Below are 14,027 nucleotides of genomic sequence, written 5' to 3'. Positions count from 1 at the left end.
GGGACCCGCCAGCATCGTCGCGGCATGATCCAGCCCACGCCCCAGCGAACCCGGAGCACCGGGCGGACCAGGAGGCGCCGGCGGCTGCCCCGCACCCGGAGCACCGGGCGGACCGGGCGGACCGGGAGGCGCAGGCTGACCCGTCACGGCGGGACCCGCCAGCATCGTCGCGGCATGATCCAGCCCACGCCCCAGCGAACCCGGAGCACCGGGCGGACCAGGAGGCGCCGGCGGCTGCCCCGCACCGGGAACACCCGGAGCACCGGGGGGCGCAGGCTGACCCGTCACGGCCGGACCCGCCAGCATCGTCGCGGCATGGTCCAGCCCGCCGCCAGGCGCACCGGGAGCACCGGGCGCACCGGGAGCCCCCGGCGGACCGGGCGGCGCCGGCGGCTGCGCGCCCGGCCGGGAGACCTGGGCCTTGCTCGTCGGCGCATCGGCGATGGACCCCGAATCCGGGCCCGCTTCGGCCCCGAGGTGCAGGGCCGGAGCGATCGCCGTCTTCGGGAGCCGGCTGCCCCCCGGGATCAGCGCGGTCTTGGCCTCCGAGGCCCCGCCGGACGGCGGCGCCATGTCCTCCAGGTCCGACCCCGACAGCGGCGGCGCGAACACCGTCGCGGGCAGCGGTACGGACACGTCGTCCGCACCGGGGTTCACATCGGTCCCGGCCCACGGCGTGGCCCCGACGGGCACCCCGTCGTTGGCCGTCGGCTCGTACGGCACCTCGCGGCGCAGCGGCACCGCCTCCACCGGCTCGGGCGCGGACGCCCGAACGGGTTCCGGCGCAGCCGGAACCGCAGCCGCCGGAGTCGGAGCCGGGTCAGGCTCAGCCGCCGCCGGAGCCGGAGCCGCCGGAATCCCCGCCCGGTCCGCCGCCTCCTGCAGCCACTCCGGCGGACTCAGCATGAACGAGGTCTGCTCCGAGTCGATCCGCGGCGACGGCACCGAAGCCTCCGCCACCGGCGCCGCCGCAGCCCCGTACTCCTCCTCGTACCGGCGGATCACCTCACCCACCGGCAGCCCGGGCCACAGCGTCACCTCACCGCTGTCCCGCGCGATGACCAGCCTCTGCCGGCCACCACCGGACACCGGACCGGCCGCACGGTCCTCCGCCCACACCACGAACCCGAGCCCGAACTCCCGTACGCGTACCTCACGGTGCTGGTACGCGGGCACGTCCCCGTTGATCCACTCCTCGGCGCGCTCCTGCGCCTGCGCAAACGTCACCATCGCGCCGTCACCCCTCCACCGGTGCCGCACCCGGCCCCGCAACCGGCCCCGACACGGGAACCGAGCGTGCGAATCCGCCGTCCACCATCAGACCGGCCACCGTCTCCAACTCCGGCGGGTTCCCCGCCAACCGCTCGAGGAAGGCATCGAAATCGGCACCGCACGGCAGCAACAACCGCCCCACGCGCTCCTGCACCGACCAGCCGTCCCGGTCGCGGGCGTCGTCGTACGGGGAGAACCACACCGAGCCGATCGCCTCGCCCTTCACCTTCACCGCGAGCAGACCCCCCTGGACGAAGCCCACGCACAGGTAGTCCTTCGTCAGGTGGTCCCGCAGACACTTGTTGACATACACGAGGTCGTTGACCGCCGCCTCCTCACGCACCGTGAAGAAGGGCTGGTCCACCAGCAGACCGAGCTCCACGTCGAGCCCCGCACCCACCGGCGCACAGCCTCCCGCAGCCTTCAGGAACGCGCGGTACGCCTCCGGCAGCCGGTAGCCGAGGTCCTCCTCGACCCCCTGCACCGCCTCCTCGGACACCGACACCACCGACTTCGGCAGCCCCAGGTGCACCGGACGCACCTCCTGCAACGGCCGCGTCCCCCGCTTCTCGTGGTCCACCGGCGCCGTCGCCAGCCCCGCGTGATGCCGCAGCAGCGCCTTCACCTCGACCGGGACCAGCTCCATCCGCCGCGTCTTCGCCACGTGGTGCCAGGTCCAACCGTGCGGGGTCGCCACCGGTCCGACGGTGTCCCACAGCGCATGGCCGGCCGCGTGCATCGCCGCGTTCGCGGACACGCAGTCCGTCAGCCGCAACTCGTCCACGCCGAAGCCCTCCGGCGGCTCGGCGATCTCCACCGCCGCACGCGCGTACGGGGAAAGGTCGGGATGCCCGTCCCCGTCCATCCGCACACCGTGGGGATGCCGAGCGGCCCGGACCGGGTCCGGGAAATGCACGACCTGCCCCGAATAAGCGGCGTTGGGTGGCGCGGCCTGCTGCCCGAGCCGACCTGTCGTCATGGCGGTAGCCCCCTGCTGGATCTGGCTGGTTCACCACAGCCTATGTGCTCCGGCAAGAGCGTCACCCGCCCATGACCCCCGCACCCGCACCAGGGCCAGGAACATCCGAATTGATACGAATATTCGACCCCGCTTCCACACGACAGGGGACATTTGACAGGCTGTCCCCTCAGCACGGGGGCGTGCGCGACAGCGGCCACCACCGCCGCCACGGGAGGGAAGACGCGACCATGCAGAACACCGCCACACGCACAGACACGGCCGACGGCGCCTCAGGAGCGGACGGCCAAGGCGGACAGACAGCCGGCCAACCGGCCGGAGACCCACGCCTGCGCTGGAGCAGCACCGACGGCCGGCCCACCGCCCCCGTCCTGCGCTTCCGCCGCGACGGCATCCTCCCCACCGTCGCCGCAGCCCTCTCCGTACGCGGCGAAACCCTCACCGGCACCGCCGGCAAAGCCGACCAGCCACCCGCACTCCACCCCCTCGTACAGGACTTCCTCGACACCCTCACCAGCGGCCAGCGGGAACGCTTCACCGGCCGCTGCCCCGAAGCGATCCTGCTCTCCCGCCACCTCACCGCCACCGAAGGCGCCCGCAGCCGCCGCGCCTCCCGCAAACCCCTCACCGCGAACGAAGCCCGCCGCTCCCTCAAACACGCCAAGATCACCGCCCGCCACATCCGCGAAGACGGCGACCCGCTCCACGGCAGTTACGCACCCCCCTGCCGCTCCTGCGAAGCCCTCCTCGCCCACTTCGGCGTACGCGCCGTCGACCTCACCCCCGCCTCAGAGAAGGCCTGACCTCCACCACCATGACCACCTCCTCCGCCTCCTACGACCGCTCCTCGGCCACCCGCTTCCCCGCCGCCGTGGACACCGCCCTGCGCACCGCCGGCTGGGAGCCCGGCCGCTGGGACATCAAGCAGGCCGAGTTCTGGGCCGACGCCCTCCGGGACCACACCACCCCCGCCGGACACCGGCACACCGTCTTCCCCGCCGCCGTCGAGGCCTGGGCCGAATTCGGCGGGCTCCGCGTCACCGCCCCCGGCCCGGGCCGCCAGATAGCGCCCGTCCCCGTGCGCCTGGACCCCCTCACCGGACTCCACCTCGCACGCACCTTCGCCGACCTCGGCCGCGCCCTGTCCACCGAGCTCTGCCCCCTCGGCGTCGACGCCGACGCCGGCTCCCACCTCGCCATCGACCGCGAAGGCCGCGTCTACGGCATCGACCACACCGGCGACTGGTACCTCGGCGGCGCCGTGGACGAAGCCCTCACCCTCCTCCTGACCGGCCTGCAACCCACGCGCCTCACAACGGCCCCCTGACCCCCGCCCGACCGACAGCCCCGAGCAGCCGCTGCGCCCCGGCCAGGACACAGCGGCCACGACGGGCGTCCGGGCCGCGGCCCGGACGGACGGCCCGGGCCGAGCCGAGCGAGCCGGGCCGAGCCGGGCGGCCTTACGCCTGCCGGGGCCCGCGCGGCAGGACCGCCGAGACCTTGAAGCCGCCCTCGTCCGTCGGGCCGGACACGAACACCCCGCCCAGCCCGAGCACCCGCTCCCGCATCCCGACCAGCCCGTTCCCGCCGCTCGGCAGCCCCGGCTGGACCACATCCGCCCCGCACGGCCCGTTCTCCACCTGCATGGCCACCTCACCGTCCCGATGAGCCAGCCGCACCACGACCTTCGCGCCCGGCGCATGCTTGTGGCAGTTGGTCAGCGCCTCCTGCACCACCCGGTACGCCGTCTGCTCCACCTCCGCCGCATACCCCGCCCCCGCACCCCGGACATCCAGCTCCACGACCATCCCGGCCGCCCGCGACTGCCCCACCAGCGCCTCCAGCTCACCCAGCGACGGCCCGGGCCCGTCCTCGAAACTCCCCACGAGCGCAGCCACCGGGACCACCGCAGCAGCCCGCTTCGGCGACTCGGCCGCCCGCAGCACGCCCAACATCTCCCGCAGCTCGGTCAACGCCTGCCGCCCCATGTCACCCACCAGCGCCGCGTTCTTCACCGCCCGCGCCGGATCCTTGGCCGCCACCGCCTCCAGCGCCGCCGCATGCACCACCATCAGCGACACCCGGTGCGCCACCACGTCGTGCATCTCCCGCGCGATCCGCGTCCGCTCCTCCGTACGGGCCCACTCGGCCCGCTCCTCCGCCCGGTCCGCGAGCAGCGACAGCTCCCGCTCCAGCGAGTCCGCCCGCTCGTGCAGGCTCTCCATCAGCCGCCGCCGCGCCCCTATGTACAGGCCCAGCAGCACCGGCGGCACGGTCAGCGCCACCGCCACGAACACCGACAACACGATGACGAGCGACTGCGAGGCCCCCTGGTCCCCGCTGGTCCGCACGTACATCACCACGAAGGTCGCGACCAACGACATCGACGTCAGCGTCGCGGTGATCCGCCGCGGCACCTCGCAGGCGGCCAGCGTGTACAGCCCCACCACCCCGAGCAGGAACCCCATCGCGGCCGGCGACACGGCGATCCCGACCAGCACCACGGCGATCGGCCAGCGCCGCCGCAGCACGAGCGTGGACCCCACCAGCAGCCCGAACAGCACCCCGACCGCCACCGGCACCCCGGCCTCGCGCGCGAAGGGCACCCCCTCGACGGCGCACTCGACGGCGGACACCGCCGCCAGTCCCACATCGAGCACGGCCCCACGCCGCCGCTCCCACCACAACGGCCCGTCGCGCCCGGCCCCGCCCTGCTCTTCCCCCGTAAAGGTCATGCCGTCCAGCGTACGCAGCGCCCCCAGCACAGACGCGAACGGAATTCCGCGAAACCCGAGGTAATCGCACATACGACTGAATCGTCCGCTGAGCGGGACCTGAATCCCACATTCCGGACGACATTGGCGACATGACCGAAATCCGACGTCGCCCCGGCGACGGCACAGGCGGCCTCCGGAGCGGCGCCGCAACCTTCGAAGCCCTCCGCGAGCAGGCCGTCGCCCTCCGCCGCGAAGGCCTCAGCCGCCGTCAGATCCGCGACCGCCTGCACGTCCACAACAACGACATCCTGAACCGCCTCCTGGAGGGCGAGCCGGCACCGGAATGGACCAGGCGCCCCAACGCGAAGGACGAGCTCCGCGACCGCGCCCGCGAACTCCGCCTGCAGGGCATGACCTACGACCAGATCCAGGTAGAGCTGGGCTGCTCGAAAAGCTCGATCTCCCTCTGGGTCCGCGACCTCCCCAAGCCGGAGCGGAAGACTCGGTCGGTCGGCACGGACATGCGTCGGGCGCAAGAAGGGAGGCGGGAGGCGCACGAGCGCCGACTCGGCGAGTACGCCACTACGCACCGAACGGCCATGGACGAGATCGGGACGATCACGGAGAGGGAGCTCTTCCTCATCGGCACAGCGCTCTATTGGGCTGAAGGCGCGAAGGCCAGACCACAGCCGTACATCAACTTCGCGAACAGCGATCCGAACATGATCCGGCTGTTCCTCACATGGCTACGGCTTCTCGGTGTCACCGACGATCGGCTGCGCTTCTTCATCCAGATCCACGAGTCCGCCGACGTGCGGGCCGCCGAAGCGTACTGGGCGGACGTAGTCGGTCTCGGCGACACCCACTTCGGGAAGACGTCGCTCAAGAGGCATCGACCGCAAACCAACCGCAAGAACACCGGCGCCGACTATCACGGCTGCCTGTCCGTGCGCGTGCTGCAAGGCGCGGATCTTTACCGTCGCATCGAGGGGTGGTGGTGCGGCATAGTAGGTGCCGTCGACTCGACCACCAAGACGCAATGTCCGGTTTAGTCGAAAATGGTCCCCTGTGGTGTAATTGGCAGCACTGAGGCTTTTGGTGCCTTATGTCCGGGTTCGAGTCCTGGCGGGGGAGCTTCTCTTGGTTCGGGTCCTGACCGGTCGGTCGGGACCCGGTCTCGTTCTCGGGGTGTAACGCCCCGGTATCCTTCACGGGTCCACCACCCGAAGCCGAAGGGCACACCCGTGAGCGCCAACCGCCCGGCAGCCGTCGTCGTACTCGCAGCGGGTGAAGGCACCCGCATGAAGTCGGCCACTCCCAAGGTTCTGCACGAGATCTGCGGGCGCTCGCTCGTGGGCCACGTCGTCGCCGCCTCGCGCGAGCTGGACCCCGCGCACCTCGTGGTCGTCGTCGGCCACGCCCGCGAACAGGTCGCCGCGCACCTCGCCGAGATCGACGCCGGCGTCCGCACCGCCGTCCAGTACGAGCAGAACGGCACCGGGCACGCCGTCCGCATGGCCCTCGAGGAGCTCGGCGGCCGGCCGGCCGGCACGGTGGTCGTCGTCTGCGGCGACACCCCCCTGCTGACCGGCGAGACGCTCAAGCAGCTCACGCAGACGCACGAGGCCGACGGCAACGCCGTCACCGTGCTCACCGCCGAGGTCCCGGACTCCACCGGCTACGGCCGCATCGTCCGCGACGAGGCGACCGGCGCCGTCACCGCCATCGTCGAACACAAGGACGCCACCGACGCGCAGCGCGCGATCCGGGAGATCAACTCCGGGGTCTTCGCCTTCGACGGCGCCCTGCTCGCGGACGCGCTCGGCAAGGTGCGTACGGACAACAGCCAGGGCGAGGAGTACCTCACCGACGTGCTCGGCATCCTGCGCGAGGCGGGTCACCGTGTGGGTGCGGCGGTCGGGGCAGACCACCGCCAGATCCTGGGGATCAACAACCGCGTGCAGCTGGCGGAGGCCCGCGCGCTGCTGAACGCCCGTCTCCTCGAGCGGGCGATGCTCGCGGGCGTGACGGTCGTCGACCCTGCGAGCACGTTCGTGGACGTGACGGTGACGTTCGGGCAGGACGCGCTGATCCACCCGGGTACGCAGCTGCTCGGGGCGACGCACGTCGCGGAGGAGGCCGAGGTCGGTCCGAACACGCGGCTCAAGGACACGCAGGTGGGTCCGCGGGCGCGGGTGGACAACACGGTGGCGGACACGGCGGTCATCGGCGAGTCGGCGTCGGTCGGCCCGTACGCGTACCTGCGTCCGGGGACGAACCTGGGCCTGAAGGCGAAGGCCGGTACGTACGTGGAGATGAAGAACGCGACGATCGGTGAGGGCACGAAGGTGCCGCACCTGTCGTACGTGGGTGACGCGACGATCGGCGAGTACACGAACATCGGCGCGGCGAGCGTGTTCGTGAATTACGACGGTGAGCACAAGCACCACACGACGGTCGGCTCACATTGCAAGACGGGCTCGGACAACATGTTTGTGGCGCCCATCACGATCGGGGACGGCGCGTACACGGCTGCCGGTTCGGTGATCACGAAGGACGTGCCGCCGGGTGCGCTGGCGGTGGCTCGCGGCCAGCAGCGGAATATCGAGGGCTGGGTGGCCCGTAAGCGTCCGGGAAGTGCTGCCGCGACGGCGGCCCAGTCGGCGGTCCAGGAGGACTCCGACCCCCGTTGAGGCCTCGTTGAGGTGAACTGACCGGAAACAGGTACGCCCGGGACGGCGTACCGTGATACGTGCACGCAATTCGGCTGGCTCACCGTGTGCGGGACGGACGCACACGGGGGCGAGCAGCTTTCAACACGTCTGAGGAGACTGTGCTGTGACCGGGATCAAGACGACCGGCGAGAAGAAGCTGATGCTCTTCTCCGGCCGCGCCCACCCCGAGCTGGCCGAGGAGGTTGCGCATCAGCTGGGCGTTGCCCTCGTGCCGACCAAGGCTTTCGACTTCGCGAACGGTGAGATCTACGTTCGTTTCCAGGAGTCGGCTCGTGGCGCGGACTGCTTCCTGATCCAGAGCCACACGGCTCCGATCAACAAGTGGATCATGGAGCAGCTGATCATGATCGATGCGCTGAAGCGCGCGTCGGCTCGCTCCATCACGGTGATCATCCCGTCCTACGGGTACGCCCGCCAGGACAAGAAGCACAAGGGCCGTGAGCCGATCTCGGCGCGTCTGGTCGCCGATCTGCTGAAGACCGCGGGTGCGGACCGCATCCTGACGGTCGACCTGCACACGGACCAGATCCAGGGCTTCTTCGACGGTCCGGTGGACCACCTTTCGGCGCTGCCGGTCCTCGCGGACTACGTGGGCGCGAAGGTGGACCGCAGCAAGCTGACGATCGTCTCGCCGGACGCCGGCCGCGTGCGCGTCGCCGACCGCTGGTGCGACCGTCTGGACGCGCCGCTGGCGATCGTGCACAAGCGCCGTGACAAGGACGTCGCGAACCAGGTGACGGTCCATGAGGTCGTCGGTGAGGTCCGGGGCCGTGTCTGCGTCCTGGTCGACGACATGATCGACACGGGTGGCACCATCTGCGCCGCTGCCGATGCGCTGTTCGCGCACGGTGCGGAGGACGTGATCGTGACGGCGACGCACGGCATCCTGTCGGGGCCGGCGGCGGACCGTCTGAAGAACTCGAAGGTCAGTGAGTTCATCTTCACGAACACCCTCCCGGACCCGTCCGACCTGGAGCTCGACAAGATCACGGTCCTGTCGATCGCGCCGATGGTCGCGCGTGCGGTGCGCGAGGTCTTCGAGGACGGTTCGGTCACGAGCCTGTTCGAAGAGCAGCAGTAGCAGCCGGTAAAAGATCCTTTTGGGTGCGGCCTCCGCGCCGGGTAGACTCTACGAGTTGCTCGGCGAGGGAGGCCGCACCTTTTGGTGTCGGCGCTCCGTTATCGACGCGCTCTTCGTAGCAGGCCGTTCAGGCCGGGTGACCGTTGTCCTTTTCCGTCACCCCACGAGGAGTGAGCATGTCCGAGGTCAAGCTTTCCGCCGAGCTCCGCACCACCTTCGGCAAGGGCTCTGCCCGCCAGGCCCGTCGCGACGCCATGGTTCCCGGTGTCATCTACGGCCACGGCAACGACCCGAAGCACGTCAACGTCGAGGGCCACGGCCTGGCGCTGGCGCTGCGTACCCCGAACGTCCTGATCTCCCTGGACATCGCGGGCGCCGGCACCGAGCTGGTCATCCCGAAGGCCGTGCAGAAGCACCCCCTGAAGCGTTCGATCTCCCACGTCGACTTCCTGATCGTCAAGAAGGGCGAGAAGGTCACCGTCGAGGTCGCCGTCGTCACCGAGGGTGACCTGGCCGCCGGCAACAACATGCTGGAGACCCTCCTCAACACCATCACGGTCGAGGCCGAGGCCACCCACATCCCGACCGAGGTCACCGTCTCCATCGCGGGCCTCGAGGCCGGTGCCTCCATCCACGCCAAGGACCTGGTCCTGCCGGCCGGCACCACGCTGGCCGTCGACGGCGACACCGCCGTTCTGCAGGTCGTCGCCCCGCAGGCCGAGGAGCCGGCCGCCGAGGGCGCCACCGAGGGCGAAGAGGCCTGAGCCTCGCTTTCCCCCCTCAGCACTTGCTGAACGACCGCCGTCCGGCTCCACTGGGAGCGGGACGGCGGTCGTCCTCGTTAAGGAGCATGGATGTCGGACGATGCGGCGCCGTGGCTGATCGTCGGCCTCGGTAACCCCGGGGCGGAGTATGCGGGCAACCGCCACAACATCGGGTTCATGGTGGTGGATCTGCTGGCGGAGCGGATGCGCGGGAAGTTCAAGGCGCACAAGGCGCGGGCGCAGGTGGTGGAGGGCCGGATGGGTCCTCCGGGGCCGGCGAACCGGCGGGTGGTGCTGGCGAAGCCCATGTCGTTCATGAATCTGTCGGGCGGCCCGGTGACGGCGCTGCGCGATTTCTACAAGGTTCCGGTGGACCGGATCGTGGCGGTCCACGACGAGCTGGACATCGACTATCCGACGCTGCGGTTGAAGCTGGGCGGCGGGGACAACGGGCACAACGGTTTGAAGTCGATGACGAAGTCGATGGGTGCGGAGTACCACCGGGTGCGGTGCGGTATCGGCCGTCCGCCGGGCCGTATGCAGGTGGCGGACTTCGTGCTGAAGGACTTCTCGTCGACGGAGCGCAAGGAGTTGGACTGGTTCGTGGACCGGGCGGCGGACTCCGTGGAGTGCCTGATCGCGGAGGGCTTGGAGCGGGCCCAGTCGGCGTACAACTCCTGAGCCGGGGGTGGCGGCGTCCGTCGGAGGCGCCGCCGTGGGGAGAATCGTTGTCTCGGACTTTCGGTGCGTGCCGTGGTAACTGTGCACGAATGCTGACGCATACCTCTTGACCCCGGAGTGTGGGCCTCCGCATGCTGAGCCGCCGCCCCCCGCACGGCACATGTCCCCCCTCTCCCCCAGAGGTACCACCATGCCCATTTCCAGAATTCGTTGGGCTGCGGCGACGCTCCCCGTGGCAGCGTCGCTGCTCGTCGCGGTCGGCGCCGCTCCCGCCGTCGCGGACGACACGTACACGCTCCCGCTGCATCAGGCGCTTCCGCTGACCGCCACTTCGCAGGGCGTGAGCAACGAGAAGGCCTGCGCGGACGTTCCCGCCACCAAGGACGGTTGGCACTTCGTGCTGCCGGGCAACTCCTCGACGTTCGTGAAGCTGACGGTCACGTTCGAGCCCGGCGGGCAGCAGGTCGTGACCGTCTTCGGGCCGCCGACGGACAAGCACGCGTACGTGGCCTCCGCGCCCGGTGCCAAGTTGACGGCCGCTTCTGCCGAGGTCGAGGGCGGGGGGCTGGAGTGGTTCAACCTGTCGCACACGTGCCCGGCCGCCTCCACCCCACCGTCCCCCTCCGTCTCGGTGTCCACCGCGCCGAGCACCTCTGCGTCGGGCTCGGCGTCGCCGGGCACCGGCACGTCGGCCTCGCCGTCGACTTCGACGAGTGCGGGCACGAGCGTGAGCCCGTCGTCCTCGGCGAGCGTCTCGCCCTCCGGTTCGGTTTCCTCCCCGGCCCCGTCCGGGTCGGCTTCGGCCTCCGGCGGCACCACCGGCGGTGATCTGGCGAAGACGGGTTCCGACACTCCGGTCGGCCTGCTCGCCTCGCTCGCGGGTGCGCTGGTCGCGGCCGGTGCCTACCTGGTGGTCCGCCGCCGTAGGGCCGGCGCCGAGGGCTGAGCCCGGTGGCACTGCAAGAACGGGAAGGGGGTCCCCCGCGCCCATGCCGGCGCGGGGGACCCCCTTCCCGTTCGTGCGTCGGGGCTCAGCCGGTGTTGCGCAGGCCTGCCGCCACGCCGTTGACGGTGAGGAGCAGGGCTCGGGCCAGCAGCGGGTCCGGGTCCTCGCCGCGGGCGGCGGCGGCGCGCTGGCGGGCCAGCAGGGAGACCTGGAGGTAGGAGATCGGGTCCAGGTAGGCGTCGCGGACGGCGAAGGTCTGCTGGAGCACCGGGTTGGAGTCCAGGAGCTTCTGGCCGCCGGTGATGCGCAGGACCTCGCGGACGGTGAGCTCGTGTTCGGCTTCGATGCGGGCGAAGACGTGCTTGAGCTCGTCGGGGACGAGGGTGTCGACGTAGTGGCGGGCGATCCGCAGGTCCGTCTTGGCCAGCGTCATCTCGACGTTGGAGAGGAAGTTGCGGAAGAAGTGCCAGCGCTCGCCCATCTCGGCGAGGGCGGCTTCGCCGCCTGCCTCGCGCAGGGCCTTGAGGCCGGAGCCGACGCCGTACCAGCCGGGGACGATCTGGCGGGACTGGGTCCAGCCGAAGACCCACGGGATGGCGCGCAGGCCGTCGAGGCCGGCGCCGGAGTCGGGGCGGCGGGAGGGCCGGGAGCCGAGGTGGAGGTCGGCGAGCTGGTCGACGGGGGTGGCGGCGAAGAAGTACGACGGCAGGTCCGGGTCCTCGACGAGCTCGCGGTACGCGGTGTGCGCGGCGTCGGAGACGGTGTCCATGGCCGCGTCCCAGCGGGCGAGGTCGTCCTCGGACTGGCGGGGGGCGGTGTGCAGGGCGGAGGCCTGCAGGGTGGCCGCGACGGTCAGCTCGAGGTTCTCGCGCGCGAGGGACGGTACGAGGTACTTGTCGGAGATGACCTCGCCCTGCTCGGTGACCTTGATCTCGCCTTCGAGGGTGCCCCAGGGCTGGGCGAGGATCGCGTCGTGGGAGGGGCCGCCGCCGCGGCCGACGGTGCCGCCGCGGCCGTGGAAGAGGCGCAGGCGCACCCCGTAGCGGTGGGCGACGTCGCGCAGGCGGCGCTGGGCGCGGTGGATCTCCCACTGGCTGGTGGTGATGCCGCCGAACTTGCTGGAGTCGGAGTAGCCGAGCATGACCTCCTGGACGTCGCCGCGCAGGGAGACGAGGCGCCGGTAGGAGGGGTCGGCGAGCATGGCGTCGAGGATGACGTCGGCGGCCTTGAGCTCGTCGGTGGTCTCGAGGAGCGGGACGATGCCGATCTTGGCCCAGCCGGCGTGGAGGTCGACGAGGCCGGCCTCGCGGGCGAGGACGGCGGCGGCGAAGACGTCGTCGGCGCCCTGGCACATCGAGATGATGTAGGACTCGATGACCTCGGGGCCGAACTTCTCGAAGGCGTCCTTGATCGCGAAGAAGACGCCGAGGGTCTTGTGGCCGGCGGCGTCGAGCGGTGCCGGGGTGGGCGCGAGGGGGCGGCGGGAGCGCAGCTCCTTGGCGAGGAGCTTCTGCCGGTAGTCGCGGGGCATGTCGGCGTAGCGCCAGGATTCCTCGCCGAGGCGGTCGAAGAGCTGGCCGAGGGCGTGGTGGTGGGCGTCGGCGTGTTCGCGGACGTCCATGGTGGCGAGCTGGAGGCCGAAGGCGGCCAGCGTGCGGATGGTGCGGTCCATGCGGCCGTCGGCGAAGAGGGCGCCGCGGTGTTCGCGCAGGGAGGTCTGGATGAGGGTGAGGTCGGTGAGGAGCTCGGCGGTGCCGAGGTAGTCGCGGCCTTCCTCGTGGGCGGTGCCCTTGGCGAGGCGCTCGCGGGTGTTGACGAGCTTCTGGCGGATGCAGGTGGCCTTGAGGCGGTACGGCTCCTCGGCGTTCAGCCGCTTGTAGCGCGGGCTGATCTCGGGGAGGCGTTCGAGGTCGGCCTGGAGGGAGGAGAGGAGTTCCTCGGTGGCGCCGGTGTAGCGGATGGAGTTCGACAGCAGTCCGCGCAGGTAGTCGACGAGTTCGAGGGCGTCGGTGATGCCGTGTTCGTGCTGGAGGATCAGTACGTCGCGGGTGACGTCGGGGGTGACGTTGGGGTTGCCGTCGCGGTCGCCGCCGATCCAGGTGCCGAAGGTGAGGGGGCGGGTGCCGGCGGGGATCTCGACGCCGACGCGCTGGAGCTCGGCGGCGAGGTCTTCGAGTACGTCGCCGACGGCGCCGGCGTGCAGCTCGTCGAGGTAGTAGATGGCGTTGCGGGCCTCGTCGGCGGGTTCGGGGCGCACGACGCGGAGCTCGTCGGTCTGCCAGACGAGGTCGATGTTCTCGGCGAGGCGCAGGTCGTGGCGGCGGCGTTCGCCGGCGCCGGCGACGGGCTCTTCGAGGAGGGCGGCGATGCGGCGCAGCTTGTTGAGGACGCTGCGGCGGGCTGCCTCGGTGGGGTGTGCGGTGAAGACGGGTCGGACGTTGAGGTTCCGGACCGTTTCGCGCAGGTGTTCGGGGTCGGCGTCCTTGAGCATGTCCGCGGTGCGGGCGAGCAGCCCGCCTTCGGCGGCCCGGTGGGCGCGCAGTTCCTTGCCGCGGTGCACCTGTTCGGTGACGTTGGCCAGGTGGAAGTAGGTGGAGAAGGCCCGTACGAGCTTGGCGGCGGTCTCCAGGTCGGTGTCGCCGAGCAGTGCGGCGGCGGCTTCGCCGTCGGTGCGCGTCAGGGCGCGCACGCGTTCGACGAGGTCGAGGAGGTCTTGGCCTTCCTGGCGGACGAGGGTCTCGCCGAGGAGGTCGCCGAGGCGGCGGATGTCCGCCCGCAGCTCTGCATTGGCGGCGACGGCGGTGGCCCGGGTCTTGGCCGGAGTGGAGGAGGCCTGGTCAGCACTGCTCACA

The 14,027-nt window shown here is 71.1% G+C and carries 11 protein-coding genes, 1 tRNA gene and 1 pseudogene; 9 read left to right on the top strand and 4 right to left on the bottom strand.

All coding sequences use genetic code 11. The annotated features are described in order from the left end of the window. Together ACZ49B_RS35200 and ACZ49B_RS35195 are read right to left on the bottom strand one after the other, a co-directional pair. Positions 1 to 1,230: pseudogene (locus tag ACZ49B_RS35200) on the bottom strand (SUKH-4 family immunity protein); the annotation flags it as partial. A gap of 7 nt (positions 1,231 to 1,237) precedes the next feature. Further along, positions 1,238 to 2,251: an SMI1/KNR4 family protein gene (locus ACZ49B_RS35195; RefSeq protein WP_468314246.1), complete on the bottom strand. Its 1,014-nt coding sequence runs from the start codon at positions 2,249 to 2,251 to the stop codon at positions 1,238 to 1,240. Positions 2,252 to 2,481: 230 nt separating this feature from the next. Between ACZ49B_RS35195 and ACZ49B_RS35190 the strand changes: the two genes are divergently transcribed. Continuing rightward, positions 2,482 to 3,054: a YwqJ-related putative deaminase gene (locus ACZ49B_RS35190; RefSeq protein WP_468314243.1), complete on the top strand. Its 573-nt coding sequence runs from the start codon at positions 2,482 to 2,484 to the stop codon at positions 3,052 to 3,054. A gap of 11 nt (positions 3,055 to 3,065) precedes the next feature. Then, positions 3,066 to 3,578, top strand: coding sequence for an SUKH-3 domain-containing protein (locus ACZ49B_RS35185; RefSeq protein WP_468314241.1), 513 nt, complete (start codon positions 3,066 to 3,068; stop codon positions 3,576 to 3,578). Between the two features lie 133 nt (positions 3,579 to 3,711). On the opposite strand, the gene ACZ49B_RS35180 is transcribed toward ACZ49B_RS35185, so the two are convergent. Next, a complete protein-coding gene (locus ACZ49B_RS35180; protein ID WP_468314238.1) occupies positions 3,712 to 4,986 on the bottom strand; it encodes a sensor histidine kinase in 1,275 nt (424 codons plus the stop codon). 131 nt (positions 4,987 to 5,117) lie between these two features. Here ACZ49B_RS35180 and ACZ49B_RS35175 point away from each other — a divergent pair, with 131 nt between their 5' ends. The 7 genes from ACZ49B_RS35175 (at position 5,118) to ACZ49B_RS35145 (ending at position 11,175) form a co-directional block, all read left to right on the top strand. Beyond that, complete coding sequence (locus ACZ49B_RS35175; RefSeq protein ID WP_468314236.1) at positions 5,118 to 6,020, top strand: hypothetical protein; 903 nt, start codon at positions 5,118 to 5,120, stop codon at positions 6,018 to 6,020. A 10-nt stretch (positions 6,021 to 6,030) separates the two neighbouring features. Continuing rightward, a tRNA-Gln gene (locus tag ACZ49B_RS35170) sits at positions 6,031 to 6,102 on the top strand. 110 nt (positions 6,103 to 6,212) lie between these two features. Next, positions 6,213 to 7,661: a bifunctional UDP-N-acetylglucosamine diphosphorylase/glucosamine-1-phosphate N-acetyltransferase GlmU gene (glmU, locus tag ACZ49B_RS35165; RefSeq protein WP_468314234.1), complete on the top strand. Its 1,449-nt coding sequence runs from the start codon at positions 6,213 to 6,215 to the stop codon at positions 7,659 to 7,661. Between the two features lie 145 nt (positions 7,662 to 7,806). Then, positions 7,807 to 8,784: a ribose-phosphate diphosphokinase gene (locus ACZ49B_RS35160; protein ID WP_030156542.1), complete on the top strand. Its 978-nt coding sequence runs from the start codon at positions 7,807 to 7,809 to the stop codon at positions 8,782 to 8,784. A gap of 176 nt (positions 8,785 to 8,960) precedes the next feature. After that, positions 8,961 to 9,548, top strand: a complete 588-nt coding sequence (locus tag ACZ49B_RS35155) for a 50S ribosomal protein L25/general stress protein Ctc (RefSeq protein ID WP_468314232.1) — start codon at positions 8,961 to 8,963, stop codon at positions 9,546 to 9,548. A 90-nt stretch (positions 9,549 to 9,638) separates the two neighbouring features. Then, positions 9,639 to 10,229: an aminoacyl-tRNA hydrolase gene (gene pth, locus ACZ49B_RS35150; RefSeq protein ID WP_266666353.1), complete on the top strand. Its 591-nt coding sequence runs from the start codon at positions 9,639 to 9,641 to the stop codon at positions 10,227 to 10,229. Between the two features lie 190 nt (positions 10,230 to 10,419). Continuing rightward, positions 10,420 to 11,175, top strand: coding sequence for an LPXTG cell wall anchor domain-containing protein (locus tag ACZ49B_RS35145; protein ID WP_468314229.1), 756 nt, complete (start codon positions 10,420 to 10,422; stop codon positions 11,173 to 11,175). An 85-nt stretch (positions 11,176 to 11,260) separates the two neighbouring features. On the opposite strand, the gene ppc is transcribed toward ACZ49B_RS35145, so the two are convergent. After that, a complete protein-coding gene (gene ppc / locus ACZ49B_RS35140) occupies positions 11,261 to 14,026 on the bottom strand; it encodes a phosphoenolpyruvate carboxylase (protein ID WP_468314227.1) in 2,766 nt (921 codons plus the stop codon). Position 14,027: the final 1 nt, after the last annotated feature.

It is taken from the genome of Streptomyces sp. NPDC031132, assembly GCF_055570595.1.
Note: the sequence above shows the minus strand (reverse complement) of the source record. Positions and strands in the feature narration are given on the sequence as shown.